Genomic DNA, 22007 nt, shown 5'->3' on the forward strand with positions numbered 1-22007 from the left:
TTATGCCCCCATAATCCGATGGATGGCGTATGGTAACTGACAAAACTCTATACGTTTTTCAGTTAAGTCTTTTTGGCTCATAAACTTAGCGACAGCAAAAACGATAGTGCGTTTTTTCGTCGTGTTATTTTTTTCGATAATCTCAACCTTGTCAGCGTTAAGTGCAGCTTCATTAGAGCGCAGCCATTCACTTTCAGGACGGTAGAATAAGTGAATACGGAAGAGATCTGTTTCACCGATAAAACCATCAGCAGAGGCTTTCGCAACAGTTTCTAAGGATTGTCCTGTGGCAGTATAAAATACATAACGTGCCAATGCGTCAAATGATGGCATTTTTTCGCCAGTCAATAGAGTTTCAATTTGAATGGGCTCGCCCAAGGTACAATAGGTAAAGCTTCCACCAATACCTGGGGCAAATTCATCGATTTTTCGCTCACCGGTAACAGTTAGAACGCCATCTTTCAGATCTTTTTTTATCTTATCGAATTCTTTATTATGCTTCGCTTCAACTTTAGCGATTTTTTCAAGTAACTCGGTATGTTTTTTCTCAAATATTGACCAAGTGATTTTTTCAGTAAGCAGTTCTTTTTTTTGCTTACCTTTAAAAGAATAACCTTTTATGACTCCGCGAACACGAGCTGCTGTAGTGCGATCACAATAATCCTCACACTCGATTAGAATAAACTTGCGATTTCCGCCATCAATTCTATTCATCTCTAGAACCGCATGAGCTGTAGTCCCTGAACCCGCAAAAGAATCTAAAATTACAGCGTCTTTATCTGTTGCTATTTCCAATACCCTCTGAATCAACTGATATGGCTTTGGTGTAAGAAAATCTGTTTCAACATCACCAAATATATCGAGCAAAGTTTTCTTCGCGTCTTGATTACCCTTCACATCTTTATATGTCCACCAGCTGCGAGCTATTACTCCCTTATCTTCATTTGGGTCGTAATAAGCCTTCTTCGTCGGCATTGCATCACCTTTTTTACCGAAATAAATTTCGCCAGCGTCCATCTGCCGTATAAATTCATGTTCAGGCAAAGCCCAATGCCTACCTTTAGCTGGTTTAACTACTCTCCCTGATGGTAATGTAACTTCATAGCGATATTTTTCTCGACGTTCGCTATCTTCCGTACGTACATCCAACGGATATGTTCTCCAGGGCCCATTAGGGTCATTATCTGGATTCTTATAGCGACCGATCTGCTCTTCATTTTTAGCAAGATAATTCCAACCATGATCGACAAACTGCGATGTTTTTGAATAAACTAAAACATAATCATGATCCGTACTGATAACCCTACCATTACTTTTAGGTGTATAGGTTTTTTCCCATGCACAACAAGCAACGAAGTTGTCTTCACCAAATATCTCATCAAAAAGCAAGCGGGCTCTGTGGATCTCATTATCATCCAGAGTCATCCAAATACTGCCTTCATCAGCCAACAACTCTTTCAAAAGAGCCAACCTAGGCCACATCATGCATAACCACTTGTCATGACGCTCTAGATCCTCTTTATCAACAGGATTTGCTGATTTTTTAAGCCACTCTTGCATGAGCGGTGAGCGTACATTGTCGTTATAGCACCAGCCTTCATTACCCGTGTTGTAAGGCGGATCGATAAAGATACAGTCCACCTTACCTGCATGGGTTGGCAGCAAAGCTTTAAGGGCTTCTAGATTGTCACCGTGGATGATCAGGTTGTCATCGAGTGAAGGTGAGTTGCCTTCTAGTGGTAAAGATTTATCCGTTTCTACTTTTAACTCGCGAAAAGGTACGCTCAGATGATGGGAATAAACAAACTGCTTACCTTTAAAATCCAAAGTTGGCATACATATTCCTTAACTTACTAATTCTAATGATTAAATTCTGTTAGTTAGCTTGGTTGGTTTTGTTAGGTTACATCCTATCATAAAGGGATAGTCTTATCGGTAACTCTCCGACCAACTAACCTTATGGCTACAAAAGGAGGCGGATACCTTCAGTGGATCACACCTTTGGTGGTTCAAGAGAAATGAGCCACTGTGTTAAATCCGTTAAAGACTCATCGCCATTGTGTTTCAGGCCGAACAGCAAGTCTTCCTGGCGCGGCTGGCCGAAGACAATCCGGTAGAGTGCCAGTTCTCGCTTGAGCCGCTTAAACTTAATGCTCTCTTTGCTGTACGGCAGCATGGGAACACGGCGCTCGACGCGAGAGGTTCCTTCTTCAAAAATCCAGTAGGGAATCAAATCCGACTGTCCCGCTTTGCGCTGACTTGTCGCAAGTGCGAAGAGCTGTGTCCATGGATCTGCACGTTCTGCCAGCGAATGAAGTGCACTCAAACCATAATGCTCGGCAATATTCTTCCTTACCGCATGGCCCTTATAACGATGTACTCGTCCTTCACGCTGCTCCATATCGACTGGGTTTGATGGAAGATTCCAGTGCATCACTGCATGGCACCAGGTGTGAAAATCGAGTCCCTCTTGCCCGATTGAAGTGGAAGCCAATACAAAGGGGTGAAAAGGGGAGTTAAACGCATCTTTTACCGACTCTGCATGAGCGACGGCCTGATCCGTGTCGTCCCGCAGTTGGCCGTAGCGTAAGGCAAAGCGGCACCGCGTATACAAATCGCTCCAAGTATAATTACCGCCTTTCGTCTTGAGCTCATCAACGTTCAATTGTGTGGTTCGCAGTGAAACCACTGCCTGAATACGGGATGCAATAGCCGCCAGTTGCGCTTCGGCGGGTTCATATTGTAACCCCATTGACTCCAGAAGCGTATGAACATACTCATCCAGCATGGCCTGAATGTTGCCATCGATGCCATAACGCAGCGTCAGCCGCCAGTAAGTGTCATCCCCTGTGCCGCGTAGAAGCGAAATGCTCTCTGCCAGGTTGTAGAGCGAACGAAATCCAGAAGCGATCTGTGCTGCGGCGGACAACATCTCTGCCGAATCGGTTGCCAGGCCAGTGTCGATACGGCTTAGCGCCCGTAGGGCACACGTACCGGGGCTGGCAAGAGCTAAGTCACAGATAACTTCGGCCAAATCGTTAGGGCGTGGGCCGAGGGGGATCTCGCCATTTGCCATCCGGGCAAACAGGTTGATATGTTCCTGGAAGTTTTCGGCGGGCTCATTTTTCGTTGGCCCGTTGTACCAGTAATGTTCGCCATGCCACCAATTTGGCGTTTCGGTTTGGGCATCCAGTAACGCCGGGGCTGCCCAGTACCAGCGTTCGTCCGCACGCGCACCCGGCTCACCGTTACCCAGTGTCTCAAGCAGCGCTTCACATTTCGCCGTTGCAATCGCCCTTACTGCCTTTACACTCAACGGCTCGCCAGCATGCTGGCGAGCAATGTCAAGTGGATCGATATGGCAGGCGAGAGTCGGTGACGGCAACATCCAGGCGATAACGGGCATCCCGTTGAGGCGGCCATCTTTTGATGATTTCGCAAAATTGAGCAGCGGTTTTACTTTTTTCTTGAACTGGCTGTGCAGAATCTTGGGAGCAGCGCCAATCATTCGTCGTTCGGCTTCATAAGAGCAGACAGTGGCAATCGCATTGGGTACTGCACTCCAGGCGGAAAAAACCAACGTTTTGGTTAGGTTGCCTTTGTTGGCATATACCCCGTCTGGTGTCATATAAGGCAGAGAAGGAGGCATCCACAAAAGCTGCCACATGCCTTTATCCAGCGTGTCTTCAAACAGCATCCTCATACGTGGGTTGGCGGCATCAAGCGGCTCGTAGCGCTCCAGTTTTGCCTTCGTCAGCAACTGTGGTTTTGTTGATTTGACGAGTTTACGCAATGCATCTGAAGGCGATTCCAGTGCCTTATCCATACGGGTACGTAATTCGTAATGTTTCAGGAAATTGAAAAGATAAGGCATCGATTTCCAGTATTCTAGGACATCGCGAGCTTGTACTTCCATGGCGACGCTATCAACCGCCGCCGCGTGATAAAGATCGGCGGGCGTAATCATGGCTGGTTGTGAGACTTCCTTCGTCATCGCATCTAACTTTTTTGTCATCGTTACCCGTTCGGTACGGCACATAACCTGTAATAAAGCGTTTTCCAGAGCTTTTTTCGTCTCCTCTGCGTTTACTGAGGCGTGCAAAGCGGTACGGTGATTGAGCAAATGCTGCTGAATATTCTTGATTTGACTGTCATCGTTGTACAAAAACTGCAATGTGCGGATAAAGTCGGCGTAGTGGTTATCCTCTTCGCTTTCTTGATCGAGGGTGAACATTTTATACGGAGTTGCAGAGAGTAAGAGCACGCGTACTCCGGGGTGTTCAAAGAGTGCTTTTGCCAGCAATGCGGCTTCATCATCACCATCGAGTAAGGCTTTAAACCTCTGAAATTCATCAAGGATAACCAGATCAGGCTGCAGCGCGGATAAGCACACTGCGGCCAGTTTGCTTCTGAGTTTGCCGATCAGGGTGTAGCGTAGTTCAGAATCGTGCGTCTCGCTGTCCTCGTCGTCGTCGGCGAAATACTCGCACCCCTCCTTGAGCAGAGCGTACAGTTTGGCATCGTCTAACACCTTGCTACGAAAATCTTTTGCCAGTTCCCTGTCAATGTCGTCGACAGAAAGCTGGTCAACTGTGGAATGCCAGCCAGACCGGCTTGCTGCTGCCTGTAGCAGGTTAAGCATACCCAAGCGTAAACGTTCACGACGCTCGCCTTTTGCCAACGGCAAATCGTACAAAATACGATACAGGATCGCGCGCTCTTCTTTATGACCGCCACGGCTGCGGGTGTGATCGAGGGCGGTGTTTGGCGTCAGGCTGATAAAATTGATTCTGTTTTTGCGCAGAGACCGTACCTGTTTTGGCAGGAATGTCAGGCGCGTTGAGTGCGAAAATTGTTCCTCATTGCTGACATTCAGGCGCTTAATATTCTGCGCCGCAACAGCCGAATTTGAGCAGATATAAATGATGTCGATACTGCCGACTTTATCCTGTAAATGCTCGATGGTTTTGGCGATGATGCCGCGCGCAACCATCGTTTTTCCCAGACCCACTTCATCGGCTACCAGAAAGCGATTTTGCTGTTTATCACCATAAAATTGCTGAAAAACATAATTCACGGTGCGTTGCTGAAAATCTTTCAATCCCGTGAGCGGGGCAATAATACTGGGGTGCTTATCGGCCATTTCGGCCTCCCATGGCTGATTCAAATACGGCCCACAAAGCAAGAAAATCTTGCGGAATCATGTCGCTTTGTCCTTTGCGCATATTGCCAATCAGCGCGGCGATATCTTTTAAGCGTTCAGGCTCACGACTATAGATACGCGTCAGCTCTTCCAGTACAGCAAATTCTTCGCCACTGGCAAGCCCTGTAAAGAAATGGCCATCGCCAAAGGCGTTTTCGGCAAAGAAGGATTGCTGTCCCGCCTCGCCTATCAACATCAACAAATAACGCAGAAAATCCTGTTTCTGCATGCTGCTTTGTAAAATCATTGCGTGGCGATCGGGGGGCAAGGCATCAATCGGCAGATTGAGGACGAATCTGATCGATACATCCGGGTGCGATGTTTTGAGGGAAAACGCTGTAAGCCCGGTAATGGCCGGGACTGAAAACTCACCGAGTGCTCTTTTATTCCCATCGGCCTGGTCCAGCAGGCTACAGACAAGTCCGTCAGCTACCGTCACGGGCCACGCAGTTGCCTGCACGATACCCGGTAGCTCAGGAATTTCACCAACAAGCCACAATGCCCAACTTTGGTTGTTTTCACCGGGGTGACAGTGAAGAGTCAATGCGGCGTCGGCGAGCAACGCACGTGCCTGTTCAGCATGGGACTCGGCTTCTACACGCAGGATATCGGGTTCAAACGGCTGGGCAGGGTCGAAATCTTGCAGATAGCTTTCCATTCCATCGCTGCTCAGAAGGTCATCAATGGTACCCGTGTGCTTTTTCTTACCTTTGAGCGAGACTAAAATTTCGCAGTTCGTTTTCCCCAGTAGCGCTGCGCTGGTGGCATTTGCTGAACCCAGAACCAGCTCACTGTCCCGGCCATTTTCAAACAGATACGCTTTGGCATGCAGGCCGGAAGCGATGATGTCGTCAGGGGTACTCTCATCGGATGCTTGCTCTTCTGCGGCATCGTCAAGGTGAAGCTGACGCGTGAAAAGGCTGCGCGTCTCTTCACTCAAGGTAAGCAGAGTGTCCGGGCGTGAAATCAGCGCATCGGCTTGCTGGCAATGCTTTACGATGTGTTGCAGTGCCTCGTCGGTGCAAAACGGTGAGATAACCACCGCACGATCCGCTTCGGGTGGCTGCCAGTCGTATCCTTCGCCAGGCAGGAAAAAAGCAACCTCATCAAAGCCTGCGGGACATTCCCATTCCACATACAACAGTTCATCTGCAAAGCGCTGCGCCTGCTCCCGGCGATGTTTCGCCATTTTTCCCGTCGCCCGTTTGGGCAGTACGGAGAATAAATGCACCAGCGTTTTATTGGCACTTTGCTTACGTTTTACGGGGTAGCCGTCCAGCTGCAAAGAGAGGTCCCAAGATGAATCGGTGGTTAAATTTCGACTCAGTACGACCAGCCGGTACATCACTTCGTCTGTTTCAGGATTGATAAAACGAATCGCCCAGATTTTTGGGTGAAAGACTCCGCGGCCTTTGGCTTTTGATTCAACAATCATCTCTTCAAGCAGGCCGAATAAGGGGTTGGGCTTGAGCTTTGCTGGGACTTGAATACGCCCTTTTTGGACATACACCGTGATACGTTCGGAATAACGACGAATGGCTTCAAAAATGGATAGCGGATCCTGAGCACGATTGCTGTCAGTCGCTGTGAACGCCAAATAGACCGGCGCCTGCAGTAAAAATACCGGGTCGAGTGAGAAGCTGGTGGCGATGGCTTCGTCAAACACCATGCCGGGCGGAGAGGTTAGTGCCGAAGTATATAAGCTGCGATTATTGGGGTTTAGCATTCTTCTCTCCTGAGACCGTGCGCCAGATCCTTAAGTATTATCTGGACGTTATGCCAGCGGTAGACCAGCCGCAGGGTTCCGGCATATCCACTCCATTGCTCCAGAGCGCGTCTGTTTTTGAAGCGCGAACGTGGGCCTTTGAGGGTCATTTCGCGGGCACGGATTAGAGCACAGGCTTCTTTACTGGTGAGTAATGTCTCAGGGGACTGTCGGATAAGAGCAATCCACTGTTCCACAAAGCGGCGGGTTTTTAGGCTAATGCTATAGCCCGGTTCGGCGGCGAGTTCCCACATACGGCCGAGCGACCAGGTACCGATTTCTTTGCGTGGGAGTGCAGTAAACCAGTTGAGGAAGTTGTCATTGTGTTGAGACAGAAGGTCGTTATCTGAACGCTCTTTGGCGAGCAAATAGTTATAAAGCAGGGCTGCGCCGTGCATCGTATAAGAAAAAAGCCGCGCGTGAGTCAGCAGTTCCTTGAGTTCATCTGGGAACCTCGCGTAATCCGGATGTTCCCATGGTGAACTCACATCTGCTGGTTCGCTATGCAGCGTCAGCCAAGCCAACAGACTGCCTTTGCAGGACAATTGAATACGGTCGCGAAGAAAGCTGGCTTCCTGGCGTGTTAGTGCAAACGTTGCATCATCAGGAAAATTGGGCGGTGGCGCAGGCAGGCTGGAGTGCCAGCTCTGGGCTGGTTTGTACAAGCTGGTGTCGCCCATATCACCACGATTTTCTTCTTTATATTTCTGCTCACTGATTTCCGTGCGTGAGCGATAAAGTTCATCAACACGTCGATGATATTCTTCCTGTGACCACAGGATCTCGCGAATACCCCAGCGACGTAGCCCGGACCAGTAAACGGAACTGGGCAGACGTTTAAGCTTTTCGCGTGAGTTTTTACCAAATGTACCGGCCGAATCTTCTTCGAGCTTGGAGAGGGGGATAATTAAGGCTCTTTCGTCACGGGCGGCCTGGGTACCAAAGTTTGCAGCGGATATGCGTTTATTTTCGAGACGCTGATAGATCCATGGAACAAAAAGCATGTAACGTAAACGGGTTTGAATGGTGCTGGTTCCTGGAAATAGTTGTTCAGCAAAACTATCTCTGATAGTGCCGATACCCAGCTCATCTCGGCTCTCTTTTTGTTGAAAGAGCGCAAGAATATTTAACGTTTTGGCCTGTGCGTTTGCATCATGATCAAGCCAACCTAACGCGGATGCCATACCTATTTCCTTGGTTTAATTTATTATCTGCTGCTTGCTTTTGCATACATTCCAACCGCTCGTTAATCGTCTGTTTTAGGCCGACACAAATATCTCATAGATAATCAATATTCACTCAATGCGTTTTTCCTCGCAAGTGAGATGTCTGGGTTGCATCCCTCGACCAAAGCCCTGATTCAATCAATGAGCTACAAGCCATGGTACGGAAGCCGTGGCCGCAAACCTCAACCTTAGTATCATACCCCACAACCCGTAGCGCACTGTTTACGGTGTTCTCGCTCATGGGTTTGAAGGGTAAATGATCGCCAGTAAATATCAGTTTATGCCCTCCGTTGATCACCTGTATTTCTTTGAGAAGTTCGACAGGCTATCGGTAAGAGGGATAATATACGGTGTGTGAATTTTTGAGCTCTTCAGTGAAATGTTTCCCCCTGGATCGCTTCACGCTAAAGTCCATGCAGCGCGGTAAATATGCCAGAAGGCAATAGAACAAACAAAAAATTAAAGAATGGCGTTCTCCACACCTTCAGGTGCGGAGAACAACCACTAACTGTTTGTCGATGAACTGAGGAGCTTGTCAATATAATCAGCGTACCACTGCATCATTTCCCGTCTGCCATCAAGGTACTGCGCATGGTTATAGGTTCCGCGAATACTGTTTTTGTCCACATGGGCAAGCTGCATCTCAATCCATGCGGTATTAAAGCCCTTCTCATGAAGAATGGTGCTCATGGTGTGGCGAAAACCGTGGCCTGTTGCTCTGCCGTCGTAACCAATGCGTTTGAGCACCATATTGATGCTTGCTTCGCTCATGGGTTTGTTGATGTCGCAACGCCCCGGGAATACCAGACGATACTGGCCTGTAAGTGCGCGAAGTTCCTGCAGAATTTGCGTGACCTGTCTTGACAGAGGCACCAGATGGGGGCGTCCACACTTCATTCTCGATTCCGGTACCGCCCAGATGGCATTGTCTAAATCAAATTCAGACCACTCAGCAGCCCTTAACTCAATGGTTCTTACGCCTGTTAACATCAACAGGCTGGTTGCCATACGGGTAACAGGGCTGCCGTGGTAATCGGCCAGCTTTACGAGCAATTCTGGAAGTTCATGTGCCAGAAGGTGAGGGAAGTGCTTTGTTTTTGGCGCGGTCAGTGTACTGGTTAATTCAGAGGCGGGATTGATGGTGGCGCGGCCTGTTGCAATTGCATAACGGAAGATCTGATTGCAGAACTGTCGGACCTTACGAAGTTTTTCGAGCGAACCGCGTTTTTCAATCAGGCGAAGAACCTGCAGCATTTCCAGAGGAAGAATTTCAGCCACCGGGCGTTTACCCACGTGAGGGAAAATGTCTTTCTCGAGCGCCTCAAGCACGCTCTCTGCATAGCTTTCGGACCATGAAGCCTGCTTGTGTGTATGCCACTCCATAGCAAGCGCCCTGAACGTATTTACGACGGAGATTTTCCGTGAGAGCTTTTCGAGCTGTTTTTTCTCACTGGGATCTCCGCCTTCAGCGATAACCCTGCGTGCGTCGTCACGTTTGAGTCTGGCTTCAGCGAGAGTGATTTCAGGATAGACACCAATCGACAGTTTTTTCTCTTTGCCTGCGATACGGTATTTCATACGCCAGTAGCGTGCACCACTGGTTTTGACCAGCAAGAACAATCCTCGCTCATCACTGAGTTTATAGTCTTTCTCTTTCGGCTTGGCAGTCTCTACCTGCCTGGCTGTGAGTGCCATAAGGGGGCCCCTAAAACTGATTGAACACAGTGAGCCCCCAGGTAAGCCCCCGGCTGATCCTTGATTAAGGGAGAGTCAGGTTGACTTTGGTGGAGTTCAAAGCGTTCTTTAAGGTTGTATATGTTTGATTGTACTTGAGTTTCGAGGAGTTTGGGAGAGTACTGCAGAAGTGAAAGTGGTGCCCGGACTCGGAATCGAACCAAGGACACGGGGATTTTCAATCCCCTGCTCTACCGACTGAGCTATCCGGGCAACGGGGCGCATTAAACCCGATCTGCCCCTTGCCGTCAACGAAAAATGTTGTTTTCGTTACAGACTGCGCAATCTCTCACCATTTCGCCGTACTCTTAAGCGAAAAAGTGCGTCCAGAGCGCGGAGAGCGGCATGGCGAGCAGCAACGCGGGCAGCATGTTCACCACGGCAAACATCTTGATTCCGCAGATACGCAGCCCTGTCGCCAGCAGCAGCAGGCCGCCAACCGCGGTGAAGTCCGCCATCATCGCAGGCGTAGTCAGGGGCAGGATCAGCGTGGCGCAGGTGGCAAGCGCAAGCTGGATCAGCAGCATCGGCACGCAAATCGCGGCAACGGCAATGCCGAGCGTGGTGGCAAAAATAGTGGCCGTAAAGAAATCAAGAAACGCCTTCGCAATCAATATGCTTGGGTCACCCGTCATCCCTTCCTGCATGGAACCGAAAATCCCGGTGCCGCTGGCGCAAAACAGAATAATTATCGCGACATAGTTTTGAATAAACGACTCGTGGGTGCCGTGTTTCGCCTTGCCCGGGCGGGCAATCAGGTTTTTGGCTTTGCCTACCGCATTATTGATGCCTTTTTCCAGGTAGCAAAATTCACCAATGAGCGCGCCGAGCAGGGTCGCGAGCACCATGACGGGCAGGTTGGCGCATTTGATCACCAAAAGGATACCGATGCCTAACGAGGCCAGGCCAAATATGGAGGGCATCGAGGTGCGAATACGTTCCGGCAACCGCTGGCTTAACACTGCGCCGAGTACGCCGCCTAACAATACGGCACCGGCGTTGATAAAGGGTCCAATTACCACCGTTAACTCCTGTTACTTAATCATTGGTATTGCATGATTATGACACGACAACGCTGCATGACGCTTAGCTTTGCAAGGCTAAGTGCATACTGATTCCTTCTTGCGCCTAAAAATAAAAGGTGACATTATTGCGCGAATTTTCTCCTCCCTGTCTCACCGCCCGGTGAGGGTAACTGCGCCTATGAAAACCATGAAAATTGCCGTCAGCCGCGAGCTGGTCTCTACTGTGTCTACTCACCGGGAAATGGTGACGCTGGATAACACTGATTTTACCGATGTGGCGGCAGTGGTCATTACGGTCGCTGAAAGCTGTAGCGGCATCCTTGCGCTGCTGAAACGTACGGGTTTTCAGCTTCCGGTATTTATGTTCTCACAGGAGCCGACGAATGTTCCTGAAGGTGTCACTGCTGTAATAGCAGGAAAAGCGCAGGAGTTCCTGGAACTGGAGTCTGCCGCCTGCCGTTACGAAGAGGATCTGCTGCCACCTTTTTTCGACACCCTGAGCCAGTATGTTGCGATGGGCAACAGCACTTTTGCTTGCCCCGGGCATCAGCACGGCGCGTTTTTCAAAAAGCATCCCGCCGGGCGGCAGTTTTATGACTTCTTCGGTGAGAACGTGTTTCGCGCCGATATGTGCAACGCCGACGTAAAGCTGGGTGATTTGCTGATCCACGAAGGTTCCGCCAAGCACGCGCAAAAGTTCGCGGCAAAAGTCTTCAATGCCGATAAAACCTACTTCGTGCTGAACGGCACCTCAGCCGCGAATAAGGTTGTTACCAACGCGCTGCTGACCCGCGGCGATCTGGTGCTGTTCGACCGTAACAACCATAAATCGAATCATCACGGCGCGCTGATTCAGGCAGGGGCCACGCCGGTCTACCTTGAAGCGGCACGTAACCCATTTGGTTTTATCGGCGGGATTGACGAGCACTGCTTCGACGATGCGTATCTGCGAAATCAGATCCGTGACGTTGCCCCGGACAAGGCCGATGCGCCTCGCCCGTTCCGTCTGGCCATCATTCAACTGGGCACCTACGACGGGACGATCTACAACGCCCGTCAGGTGATCGACAAGATCGGCCACCTTTGCGACTACATCCTCTTTGACTCTGCCTGGGTAGGTTACGAACAATTTATCCCGATGATGGCGGAAACGTCCCCGCTATTGCTGGAACTGAACGAGAACGATCCGGGGATTTTCGTGACCCAGTCGGTGCATAAGCAGCAGGCCGGGTTCTCACAAACGTCGCAGATCCATAAAAAGGATAACCACATTCGCGGTCAGGCACGTTTCTGCCCGCACAAGCGGCTGAACAATGCCTTTATGCTGCATGCCTCAACCAGCCCGTTTTATCCGCTGTTCGCTGCGCTGGACGTGAACGCCAAGATCCACGAAGGTGAAAGCGGACGCAGGCTGTGGGCGGAGTGCGTCGAACTGGGCATTGAAGCGCGCAAGGCGATCGTCGCCAACTGCCATATGATTAAACCCTTTATCCCACCGGTGGTGGCGGGGCGTCCGTGGCAGGATCATGCGACACACACCATCGCCAGCGAGCGTCGCTTCTTCAGCTTTGAGCCAGGCGCGAACTGGCACGGTTTTGACGGCTACGCCCGTGACCAGTATTTTGTTGACCCGTGCAAGCTGCTGCTGACCACGCCGGGTATCGATGCGGAAACCGGTAACTACACCGCGTTTGGTATCCCGGCGACGATTCTGGCGCACTACCTGCGTGAGAACGGCATCGTGCCGGAGAAGTGCGATCTCAACTCGATCCTGTTCCTGCTGACTCCTGCCGAAAGCAGCGAGAAGCTGGCGCAGCTGGTGGCGATGCTGGGACAGTTTGAACAGCACATTGAAGACGATACGCCGCTGGCCGACGTTCTGCCGACCATCTACCAGAAATATCCCGTTCGCTACCGTGATTACACGATCCGCCAGCTGTGCCAGGAGATGCACGATCTCTACGTCAGCTTTAACGTGAAAGATCTGCAAAAGGCGATGTTCCGCCGGGAAAGCTTCCCCGACGTCGTGGTGAACCCTCAGGATGCCAACCAGGAGTACATTCGCGGGAACGTGGAGCTGGTGCGTATTCGTGATGCCGGAGGACGCATTGCCGCTGAGGGCGCGCTGCCGTATCCGCCAGGGGTGCTGTGCGTGGTGCCGGGTGAAGTCTGGGGCGGGGCGGTACAGCGCTATTTTCTGGCGCTGGAGGAGGGCATCAATATGCTGCCGGGCTTCTCGCCGGAGCTGCAGGGTGTGTACAGCGAGAAGGATGCCGACGGGATTAAGCGGTTGTATGGGTATGTTTTAAAGTAGACCCTCTCTCGAACGTAGGCCGGGTAAGCGTTAGCGCCACCCGGCGATGTGCCCGGTGGCGCAAGCTTACCGGGCCTACAATACTGCATCAGGCTTCTGCGCGGCGGTACATCCTCCTCGGATGCCCAATCTTCCCGTACAGCATCTCTACGCTGAGAAACCCCGCCTCCACGCAGTGTTCCAGATAGCGCCGGGTGGTGGTCTTACTCAAACCCGTTTCGCTCACCACTTCATCCACGGAAAAGCAGTGCGTTGCTTTGGCGTTAAAAAGTGTTTGTACCAGCGCCAGCGTATTCTCTTCAATTCCTTTGCTGCCGTTGTCCTGACGGTAATTTTTTGCCTGCAATTGATAGAGGGAATCCACGTTCTGCTGGTCGACAATCTTCCAGACCCGCTGCTGTTCGGCAAACTGCACAAAGCGCTCCAGCGACTGGCTGAGCCGCTTCCAGGACACCGGTTTGAGGATGTAGTCAAACGCGCCGTTGCGGATGGCCTGGCTGCAGGTGTCCATGTCACTGGCGGCAGTGATGAAAATCACTGAGCAGTTGGCGCGGGCCAGCATGGGGTTGCTGATAAGCGTGATGCCCTTGCCGTCCGGCAGGTAGTTATCCAGCAACATCAGCTGAGGCTGCTTGCTCTCAAGCTGCGTCTGCGCGTCAGCCAGTGAAGAGGCAATCCCGACCAGCCTCAAACGCGGATGTTTACCGATCAGCTCCGCATGCAATTGCGCCAGTTCGTTCTCGTCTTCAACAATCAGTACGTCGATAAGTTCATGTTGCATAATCATTATCTTCCAGTTCTTGTGCGGGACGCCGGGCAGCTCCCGTGGCGGGAATAAACAGTGAGAAAATGGCACCGCGCGGCGTGTTATCAGCAACTTCGATGGCGCCGCCCGCCTGCGTGACGTAGCTTTCAATCAGATACAGGCCAATACCGTGATCGCCGCGCGTTTTGGTGGTAATGCCGCGTTCAAATATTTGTTCACGGATCTCCGGTTTGATGCCAATACCCTGGTCGGCGACTTCGATGATGAGTTCCTGCTCGCTCAGTTTTATCAGCACTTCAACCGGCGCATGCGGAAGCGGTGCGCGCTGCGTCGCTTCAATCGCGTTATCCAGCAAGTTCCCGATAATCGAGATGAGTTCCGATTCAAGCAGCGGCAGGAAAGGTTTATCCATCCGGCAGGCGGGGTCGAAACTCAGCTCCACGCCTTTCTCCCGCGCACGCGCGGCCTTGCCTAACAGCAGGCCGCAGAGCGTCGGGGAGCTAAAGCGCGACGAGATAAAGTCCAGCAGCTCCTGTGCGTGCTCTGACTGCGCCTGAATATAGCCAATCGCCTCTTCATAGCGGCCCATGTGCAGCAGGCCGGAAAGGGTGGTCATCCGGTTGAGCTGCTCGTGGCGCATGATGCGCAGGTTATCAACGTAGCGTTTAACCTGGCTGAGCTGGGCGCTGAGCGTGTCGATCTCATTGCGATCGCGGAAGGTGATCACCCAGCCCTGCAGCGAGTTTTCCAGCATGATCCTTACCCGGCTGGCAATGACCGTAAGATCGTTAAAGCGGCAGATTTCATCATGGGTGTCTTTCGCCAGCATCGTATGCGTATTGAAGAACGGAACAGGATCGATCACCTGGCTAATCAGTTGTCCGCGCAGCTCGCGGGCGGGCTGGCTTAAGCCTAATAACGTGCGTGCCGCCTGGTTGATCACTTCGATGCGCAGATCGTCATCGATAGCGATGACCCCTTCATAGATGGATTCCATCATCGCCTTCTGCTGGCGTACCAGCAGGCCAATTTCGCGTGGCTCCAGCGAGAAGATCTGCTTCTTTATACTGCGGGTGAAAAACCAGGAGAAGATAAACAGGGCGATCAGCAGCAGCACGGCGGCAATCAGAATGTTAACCACTTTATTGACGGTGATGGTATCCAGATAGCTGGTGAGATAGCCCACCGAGACAATCCCCACGACGTGCCCCGCATCGTTAAAAATCGGCGCTTTACTGCGAAGTGAAATACCTAAGCCGCCCTTGCGGATAGTGGTCGTGCTTTTACCCTGCAGAACCTCGTCGTTATCGCCGCCGACCAGCGTTTTTCCCACCCGGTCAGCAAACACCGAGTGAAACAGATGCAGCCCTTTATTATCGCCAATCACAATAAAACTGGCGTCGCTGTGGGCCGCTATTTTCTGCATAAAGTCGCTGATGCCGTTGATATCTTTCTGTTCGACTTTTTTTCGCAAAGTAGGAATAAGCGCAATTTCTTCGGCCTGTATTTTTGCACGTGCGCTCATTTCCTGATAAAGCTGCCTTCCAACGTCGACGTAATAATATCCACCCAGTAGCGCAAACAGTACCGAGAAAAAAGCGACCAGCGAAATAAACAGCTTGATCTGAAATGACACTTTCATAACTATCACGCCGGGTATCAACAAGGCAGGCTAATATATCATCTTTTCTCGTGGTGACGCCTGCTTTGCAGAAAACTTGTGATCCCTTGCACAGCAGCGCCTGTAAAAGAGTTATCCGATACGCCAGGCGTCTTAAGGCTAAATTAATAAATGTTATTTATTTGTTCATTTAAGAAAAGAAACCATAAAAACCACGGAAATAAATAAGGTGTAAATCACATTAAATAAAAGAAACCATTAAAACCATAGCTGCCATTAAAACTTCGCTTTTAATATGCCATTCCTCACATAAAGTAAGCCTTTGTGACTCTAAGCTGAATGCACAAAATAACCAAGGGGCTTATTATGAGCACAACTGACGATTCTTTCTCTGTTACCCACGACCCGATTGAAATTCAGCGACCTTCGCTCAAAGAGCGCTGGTGGCATATTATGGATACCTGGAAAATCGGGATTATTCCTCTGCCGCTGTTCGTTCTGGCGGGCGCGCTGATTGCCATTGATTGCCTGGGCGGAAAACTGCCGAGCGATATCGTGGTGATGGTTGCCACGCTGGCCTTCTTCGGCTTTGCCTGCGGCGAGTTTGGCAAACGTCTGCCGATTGTCGGCAAGCTCGGCGCGGCGGCGATCTGCGCTACCTTTATCCCTTCCGCGCTGGTCTATTACGGCCTGCTGCCGGACGTGGTGGTCGAGTCCACCACCAAGTTCTACAAATCCACCAACATTCTCTATCTCTATATCTGCTGCATTATCGTCGGCAGCATCATGAGCATGAACCGCACGGTGCTGATTCAGGGCTTCCTGCGCATCTTCTTCCCGATGCTGTGCGGCGAAATCGTCGGCATGCTGGTGGGGATGGGCGTTGGCCTGGCGCTGGGTCTTGAGCCGTTCCAGATCTTCTTCTTTATCATTCTGCCGATTATGGCGGGCGGCGTCGGGGAAGGGGCAATTCCGCTTTCCATCGGCTATGCCACCCTGCTGCACATGGACCAGGGCGTGGCGCTCGGCCGCGTGCTGCCGATGGTGATGCTCGGCGGTCTGACGGCAATCATTATCTCCGGCTGCCTGAACCAGCTCGGTAAACGCTACCCGCACCTGACCGGTGAAGGCCAACTGATGCCGAACCGCGCGAATGCCGATGCTACCGTCTCTCAGCCTGCGTTTTCCGGCAAAGCGGACGTCACCACTATCGCCTCCGGCGCGCTGCTGGCGGTGCTGCTCTATATGCTGGGCATGCTCGGACACAAGCTGATTGGCCTGCCTGCCCCAGTCGGCATGCTGTTTATGGCGGTGCTGGTGAAGCTCTGCAACGGCGCTTCTCCGCGCCTGCTGGAAGGCTCGCAGGTGGTGTACAAATTCTTCCAGACCTCCGTGACCTACCCAATCCTCTTCGCCGTCGGCGTGGCCATCACTCCGTGGCATGAACTGGTGGCGGCGTTCACCGTCAGCAACCTGCTGGTGATCGTCAGCACCGTTTCCGCACTGGTGGCGACCGGCTTCTTCGTCGGCAAAAAGATTGGCATGCACCCGATTGATGTCGCCATCGTCTCCTGCTGCCAGAGCGGCCAGGGCGGTACCGGCGACGTGGCGATCCTGACCGCAGGCAACCGCATGAGCCTGATGCCGTTCGCCCAGATTGCTACCCGTATTGGCGGGGCGATTAACGTCTCTATCTCACTGCTGATTCTGGGCAACTTCCTCGTTTAAGTTTTCAGGAAAGAACAATGAAACTCGCAAGCTTTTTATACCAGGGAAAACGCAGCTACGGCATCGTCCAGGCCGACGGCGTGATTGATTTAGGCCGCCGTCTCGGCGACCGTTACGGCGACCTCAAGGCGCTGCTGCAGGGCAACGGGCTGGCGCAGGCCACCCGCTATATTAACGACGCGGTGGACGTGCCGCTGAGCGCCATCACCTTCTTACCGGTGATCGTGCAGCCGGAAAAAATCCTCTGCGTCGGCATGAACTACGCCGACAAGCGCAAGGAGTTTGACCAGCATAACCCGGCCCCGACGCTGTTTGTCCGCTTCCCGGATTCACAGACCGGCCACAACGAGCCGGTGCTGAAGCCGCGCCACTCCAGCGAATTCGACTATGAAGGCGAGCTGGCGGTGATCATCGGCAAAGGCGGGGAAAACATCAGCCGCGACGACGCCCTGCGCCACGTGGCGGGCTACAGCTGCTACATGGACGGCTCCGCCCGTGACTGGCAGCACACCTGGTTTACCGCCGGTAAAAACTGGCGTCAGACCGGCGCGTTTGGCCCGTGGATGGCGACGGCGGACGAAATCCCGGATCCGCATCAGCTGGCAATCCGCACCTGGCTGAACGGCCGCATGGTGCAGGAAGACAACACCAGCAGCATGATCCACAAGGTTGCGGAGCTGATCGAGTACATCAGTACCTTTACCCGCTTAAGCCCGGGCGACGTGATCATCACCGGCTCGCCTGGCGGGGTGGGTAAAAAGCGTAACCCGCCGCTGTTTATGAAAGAGGGCGATCGCATTGAGGTGGAGATCGAGCATATCGGTCACCTGAGCAACGTGATTATGGAAGCGCCGGCCGTTGGGCTTGCGGCGGCACACTGAGTAAGGCGGCATGAACAGTCAACCCATCGATTTTCGCCACACCCTCGTGGCGAAGCATCCGGAACGCTTAAGCCAGATCCGTTACCTGCTGGCAGACAGCGGCCTTGGCCTGGACAACGACATCACGCTGTTTGTCGAAGCCTGGTCCGGCTCGCAGCTGGTGGGTTGCGCAGGGCTTGCTGCCAACGTCATCAAATGCGTGGCGGTCAACGAGCAGCTTCGCGGCGAGAACCTCAGCGCGCGGCTGCTGGCAGAGGTGGAAAATGCGGCGCTGGAGCGCGGCCATTTTCACCTCTTCCTCTGCACCCGTCCGTGCAACCGGGAGCGCTTTGCCCGCAGCGGCTTCTGGCCGATTGCCCAAAGCGGGAACAACGCGGTGCTAATGGAGAACACCCCGCAGGGGATTGAACGCTACTGCCGTTCCCTGCGCGCGAAGCGCAAGTGCGGGGAGAACATTGGCGCGATAGTGATGAACGCCAATCCGTTCACCCTCGGCCACCGCCATCTGGTGGAGCAGGCGGCGACGCGGTGCGATGCCCTGCATCTGTTCGTGGTGCGTGAAGACGCCTCGTTCTTCCCGTTCAGCGCGCGCCTCGAGATGGTGCGCGCGGGCGTGGCGCATCTGCCGAACGTGGTGGTGCATGAAGGCTCGCAGTACATCATCTCTCGCGCCACCTTCCCGGCCTACTTCCTGAAGGAGACCGGCAGGGTGCAGCAGGCGTGGAGCGAGATCGACGTGCTGATCTTCCGGGACTTTATTGCTCCGGCGCTGGGCATCACGCACCGCTTTATCGGCTCGGAGCCGTTTTGCGATATCACCCGCCAGTACAACCAGACGCTGCACGACCTGCTGGCCTCGCATATCGACGTGGTGGAAATGCCGCGTATCAAGGCCACCGGCAACGCCATTTCGGCCTCGGAAGTGCGCCGCTTACTGAAGACACAGCAGTTTTCCCGGATCCGGGAGATTGTCCCGGACTCCACCTTCGCGCACCTCGAAGCACATTACCGTGCGAGTGCGGAAGTCGCTTAATTACCAGGAATTTATCATGAATATTGTAAGGGAGGCGCTGGCCGGAACGCAGGAGTCCAGCGACCTGATGGTGAAAATCGCTCCCGCTCACGGCGAGCTGGAGATTGTCATCCACAGTGAAGTGATTAAGCAGTTTGGCGAGCAGATCCGCCAGGTGGTCAACGACACATTGCGCGCCATGAACGTGCACCAGGGATTAATCATTATTGAAGACAAAGGGGCGCTGGACTGTGTGATCCGCGCCCGCCTGCAGAGCGCACTGATGCGTGCCGCCGATGAACAGGCCATCAACTGGGGGGCGCTGAAATGAGCAAACTCCGCCGCAGCATGCTGTTCCTGCCGGGTGCCAACGCCGCCATGCTCTCCACCGCCTTTATCTACCGTCCTGACTCCATCATGTTTGACCTTGAGGACGCCGTCGCCCTGCGCGAGAAAGACACCGCGCGCATGCTGGTGTTCCACGCGCTTCAGCACCCGATGTATCAGGATATCGAAACCGTGGTGCGCATTAACCCGCTCAGTACGCCGTTTGGCCTGCTGGATCTGGAAGCCGCCGTGCGGGCAGGCGTGGATGTGATCCGCCTGCCAAAAACCGACACCCCGGACGATATCTACGAGCTGGAAGGCCACCTCGAGCGTATCGAGCAGGCGTGCGGCCGCAAGGTCGGCTCCACCCGCGTGATGGCGGCGATTGAATCGGCCATTGGCGTCATCAACGCCGTGGCGATTGCCCGCAGCTCTGTGCGCCTAATCGGGATTGCGCTGGCCGCCTTTGACTACGTGATGGACATGCAGACCGAGCGCGGCGACGGCACCGAGCTGTTCTACGCCCGCTGCGCCGTGCTGCACGCCGCCCGCGCGGCGGGCATCGACGCCTTCGACGTGGTGTGGTCAGACGTTAACGACGAGGCCGGATTCCTGCGCGAGGTCGATCTGATCCGCAAGATGGGCTTCAACGGCAAATCGCTGATTAACCCGCGCCAGATTGACCTGCTGCACAACGCCTACGCCCCGACCCAGGAAGAGGTGGATCACGCCAAAAGGGTGATTGAGGCGGCAGAAGAGGGCGAGCGTAACGGCCTGGGCGTGGTGTCGCTCAACGGCAAAATGGTGGATGCACCGATTATTAACCACGCGCAGGTGGTGCTGGAGCGCGCGGCGGCCTCCGGCGTGCGTCGGTAAGGATGAGATGATGAATCAGACAGAACTTCTTCACGTGAATTTTCCCCATCTGCGGGACCTGAAGCCCTTTGATACCGCCCACAGCGCCACGCCGTGGCTGGCGGACAGCGACGCGAAACACAGCCGCAAGCTCTGCGCCTCTGTTGAAGAGGCGGTTAAGCGCTGCGGCCTGCAGGACGGGATGACCATCTCCTTCCACCATGCGTTTCGCGAAGGCGACCGGGTGATCAACACCGTCGTGGCGCTGCTGGCGCGGATGGGCTTCAAAAACCTGACGCTGGCCTCCAGCTCGCTGATGACCTGCAACGACGCGCTGATCGAGCATATTGAAAGCGGCGTTATCACCCGGATTTACACCTCGGGCATGCGCGGCAGGCTGGCGGATGCCATCTCCCACGGGCTGATGGACGAGCCGGTGCAAATTCACTCCCATGGCGGGCGCGTGAAGCTGCTTCAGGACGGCGAGCTGAATATCGACGTGGCGTTTCTCGGCGTGCCGTGCAGCGATGAGTTTGGCAACGCCAACGGGACGCACGGCAAATCCTGCTGCGGCTCGCTGGGCTACGCCATGGTGGACTCGCACTTTGCCCGCAAGGTGGTGCTGCTGACGGAAGAACTGGTGCCGTTCCCCAATATGCCCGCCAGCCTGGTGCAGGACCAGGTGGACTACATCGTGCAGGTGGAGAGCGTGGGCGATCCGGCGAAAATCAGCGTCGGCGCGGCGCGCGTCACCAGCAACCCGCGCGAGCTGATGATCGCCCGCTATGCGGCGGACGTGATTGAGCACTCCGGCTATTTCAAACCGGGCTTCTCGATGCAGACCGGCTCCGGCGCGGCGGCGACCGCCTGTACGCGCTTTATGGAAGAGAAGATGGAGCGCGGCGGCGTGAAGGCGCGCTTTGCGCTCGGCGGCATCACCGGCAGCCTGGTGGATTTGCACGAGAAGGGGCTGATCGAAAAGCTGCTCGACACCCAGTGCTTTGACGGCCAGGCCGCGGCTTCGCTGGCGAGCAACCCGAACCACGTGGAGATCTCCACTAATGTCTACGCCAACCCCGGCAGCAAGGCGGCAAGCTGCGACCAGCTCGACGTGGTGATCCTCAGCGCGCTGGAAATCGACGTCGATTTCAACGTCAACGTGATCACCGGCTCCGATGGGGTGATGCGCGGCGCCTCCGGCGGGCACTGCGACGTGGCCGCCGCGGCGAACCTGACCATTGTGGTCGCGCCGCTACTGCGCAGCCGTATTCCGACGGTCGTGAAGCGGGTTACCACGCGCCTCACGCCGGGCGAAAGCATCGACGTGCTGGTCACCGACCACGGCATTGCGGTCAATCCGGCGCGCCCGGAGATCCGCGAGCGGCTGCTGGAAGCCGGGCTCAACGTTGTGGATATCAGCGCGCTTTACGCGCGGGCGATTTCCCTGACCGGCGTACCGAAACCGATTGAATTTACCGACAAAATCGTCGGGGTGATCCGCTACCGCGACGGCAGCGTGATCGACACCGTACGACAGGTGAAGGAGTAAG

The 22007-nt window shown here is 53.7% G+C and carries 15 protein-coding genes, 1 tRNA gene and 1 pseudogene; 7 read left to right on the forward strand and 10 right to left on the reverse strand.

Going from position 1 to position 22007, the window contains the following annotated elements; translation table 11 throughout:
* The 8 genes and pseudogenes from EXW94_RS11165 to EXW94_RS11195 all read right to left on the reverse strand — a co-directional run bounded on the left by EXW94_RS11165 (position 1) and on the right by EXW94_RS11195 (position 10950).
* A complete protein-coding gene (locus EXW94_RS11165) occupies positions 1 to 1836 on the reverse strand; it encodes a site-specific DNA-methyltransferase (protein WP_174340119.1) in 1836 nt (611 codons plus the stop codon).
* Positions 1837 to 1993: 157 nt separating this feature from the next.
* On the reverse strand, positions 1994 to 5143 hold the full coding sequence (locus EXW94_RS11170; protein WP_174340120.1) for a helicase-related protein: 3150 nt from the start codon (positions 5141 to 5143) through the stop codon (positions 1994 to 1996).
* Positions 5133 to 6929 carry a phospholipase D family protein gene (locus tag EXW94_RS11175; protein ID WP_174340121.1) on the reverse strand — a complete coding sequence of 599 codons (1797 nt, stop codon included), beginning with the start codon at positions 6927 to 6929 and terminating at the stop codon, positions 5133 to 5135. The genes EXW94_RS11170 and EXW94_RS11175 overlap by 11 nt, the downstream gene beginning before the upstream one ends.
* Positions 6923 to 8152, reverse strand: a complete 1230-nt coding sequence (locus EXW94_RS11180) for a DUF6361 family protein (protein ID WP_174340122.1) — start codon at positions 8150 to 8152, stop codon at positions 6923 to 6925. Before EXW94_RS11180 ends, EXW94_RS11175 begins: the two co-directional genes overlap by 7 nt.
* Positions 8153 to 8288: 136 nt before the next feature.
* Positions 8289 to 8572 (reverse strand): annotated as a pseudogene (locus EXW94_RS28205) (tyrosine-type recombinase/integrase); the annotation flags it as partial.
* Positions 8573 to 8698: 126 nt separating this feature from the next.
* The gene (locus EXW94_RS11185) at positions 8699 to 9889 is read right to left on the reverse strand and encodes an integrase arm-type DNA-binding domain-containing protein (RefSeq protein ID WP_174340123.1); all 1191 of its coding nucleotides are present in this window, start codon (positions 9887 to 9889) and stop codon (positions 8699 to 8701) included.
* A 176-nt stretch (positions 9890 to 10065) separates the two neighbouring features.
* Positions 10066 to 10141: transfer RNA gene (locus tag EXW94_RS11190), tRNA-Phe, on the reverse strand.
* A gap of 95 nt (positions 10142 to 10236) precedes the next feature.
* Positions 10237 to 10950, reverse strand: a complete 714-nt coding sequence (locus tag EXW94_RS11195) for a DUF554 domain-containing protein (protein ID WP_108416254.1) — start codon at positions 10948 to 10950, stop codon at positions 10237 to 10239.
* Positions 10951 to 11131: 181 nt separating this feature from the next.
* Between EXW94_RS11195 and EXW94_RS11200 the strand changes: the two genes are divergently transcribed.
* The gene (locus EXW94_RS11200) at positions 11132 to 13267 is read left to right on the forward strand and encodes an ornithine decarboxylase (protein WP_174340124.1); all 2136 of its coding nucleotides are present in this window, start codon (positions 11132 to 11134) and stop codon (positions 13265 to 13267) included.
* Positions 13268 to 13355: 88 nt separating this feature from the next.
* Here EXW94_RS11200 and EXW94_RS11205 read toward each other — a convergent pair whose 3' ends face one another.
* A complete protein-coding gene (locus EXW94_RS11205) occupies positions 13356 to 14048 on the reverse strand; it encodes a response regulator (RefSeq protein ID WP_108416530.1) in 693 nt (230 codons plus the stop codon).
* A complete protein-coding gene (locus EXW94_RS11210) occupies positions 14038 to 15675 on the reverse strand; it encodes a sensor histidine kinase (protein WP_174340125.1) in 1638 nt (545 codons plus the stop codon). Before EXW94_RS11210 ends, EXW94_RS11205 begins: the two co-directional genes overlap by 11 nt.
* A 345-nt stretch (positions 15676 to 16020) precedes the next feature.
* Between EXW94_RS11210 and EXW94_RS11215 the strand changes: the two genes are divergently transcribed.
* From EXW94_RS11215 to citF, 6 genes are read left to right on the forward strand one after another with little or no spacing between them, the layout of a single operon-like run.
* Positions 16021 to 17382: a 2-hydroxycarboxylate transporter family protein gene (locus tag EXW94_RS11215; RefSeq protein WP_023333366.1), complete on the forward strand. Its 1362-nt coding sequence runs from the start codon at positions 16021 to 16023 to the stop codon at positions 17380 to 17382.
* Positions 17383 to 17399: 17 nt separating this feature from the next.
* On the forward strand, positions 17400 to 18263 hold the full coding sequence (locus tag EXW94_RS11220) for a fumarylacetoacetate hydrolase family protein (RefSeq protein WP_108416258.1): 864 nt from the start codon (positions 17400 to 17402) through the stop codon (positions 18261 to 18263).
* A gap of 10 nt (positions 18264 to 18273) precedes the next feature.
* The gene (gene citC, locus EXW94_RS11225; protein WP_174340126.1) at positions 18274 to 19296 is read left to right on the forward strand and encodes a [citrate (pro-3S)-lyase] ligase; all 1023 of its coding nucleotides are present in this window, start codon (positions 18274 to 18276) and stop codon (positions 19294 to 19296) included.
* 16 nt (positions 19297 to 19312) lie between these two features.
* Complete coding sequence (citD, locus tag EXW94_RS11230; protein ID WP_010435508.1) at positions 19313 to 19606, forward strand: citrate lyase acyl carrier protein; 294 nt, start codon at positions 19313 to 19315, stop codon at positions 19604 to 19606.
* Complete coding sequence (citE, locus tag EXW94_RS11235; RefSeq protein WP_174340127.1) at positions 19603 to 20478, forward strand: citrate (pro-3S)-lyase subunit beta; 876 nt, start codon at positions 19603 to 19605, stop codon at positions 20476 to 20478. The genes citD and citE overlap by 4 nt, the downstream gene beginning before the upstream one ends.
* A 10-nt stretch (positions 20479 to 20488) precedes the next feature.
* A complete protein-coding gene (citF, locus tag EXW94_RS11240) occupies positions 20489 to 22006 on the forward strand; it encodes a citrate lyase subunit alpha (protein ID WP_174340128.1) in 1518 nt (505 codons plus the stop codon).
* Position 22007 lies beyond the last annotated feature (1 nt).

The sequence above is a fragment of the Enterobacter sp. JMULE2 genome, assembly GCF_013337145.1.
Classification (GTDB): Bacteria; Pseudomonadota; Gammaproteobacteria; order Enterobacterales; family Enterobacteriaceae; genus Enterobacter; species Enterobacter mori.

Coding starts and splice junctions, on each gene's coding strand:
- EXW94_RS11210 (WP_174340125.1), bottom strand. CDS start 15,675: ATGAAAGTGTCATTTCAGATCAAGCTGTTTATTTCGCTGGTCGCTTTT.
- EXW94_RS11180 (WP_174340122.1), bottom strand. CDS start 8,152: ATGGCATCCGCGTTAGGTTGGCTTGATCATGATGCAAACGCACAGGCC.
- citF (WP_174340128.1), top strand. CDS start 20,489: ATGAATCAGACAGAACTTCTTCACGTGAATTTTCCCCATCTGCGGGAC.
- EXW94_RS11185 (WP_174340123.1), bottom strand. CDS start 9,889: ATGGCACTCACAGCCAGGCAGGTAGAGACTGCCAAGCCGAAAGAGAAA.
- EXW94_RS11215 (WP_023333366.1), top strand. CDS start 16,021: ATGAGCACAACTGACGATTCTTTCTCTGTTACCCACGACCCGATTGAA.
- EXW94_RS11200 (WP_174340124.1), top strand. CDS start 11,132: ATGAAAACCATGAAAATTGCCGTCAGCCGCGAGCTGGTCTCTACTGTG.
- EXW94_RS11220 (WP_108416258.1), top strand. CDS start 17,400: ATGAAACTCGCAAGCTTTTTATACCAGGGAAAACGCAGCTACGGCATC.
- citC (WP_174340126.1), top strand. CDS start 18,274: ATGAACAGTCAACCCATCGATTTTCGCCACACCCTCGTGGCGAAGCAT.
- EXW94_RS11205 (WP_108416530.1), bottom strand. CDS start 14,048: ATGCAACATGAACTTATCGACGTACTGATTGTTGAAGACGAGAACGAA.
- EXW94_RS11170 (WP_174340120.1), bottom strand. CDS start 5,143: ATGGCCGATAAGCACCCCAGTATTATTGCCCCGCTCACGGGATTGAAA.
- citE (WP_174340127.1), top strand. CDS start 19,603: ATGAGCAAACTCCGCCGCAGCATGCTGTTCCTGCCGGGTGCCAACGCC.
- EXW94_RS11165 (WP_174340119.1), bottom strand. CDS start 1,836: ATGCCAACTTTGGATTTTAAAGGTAAGCAGTTTGTTTATTCCCATCAT.
- citD (WP_010435508.1), top strand. CDS start 19,313: ATGAATATTGTAAGGGAGGCGCTGGCCGGAACGCAGGAGTCCAGCGAC.
- EXW94_RS11175 (WP_174340121.1), bottom strand. CDS start 6,929: ATGCTAAACCCCAATAATCGCAGCTTATATACTTCGGCACTAACCTCT.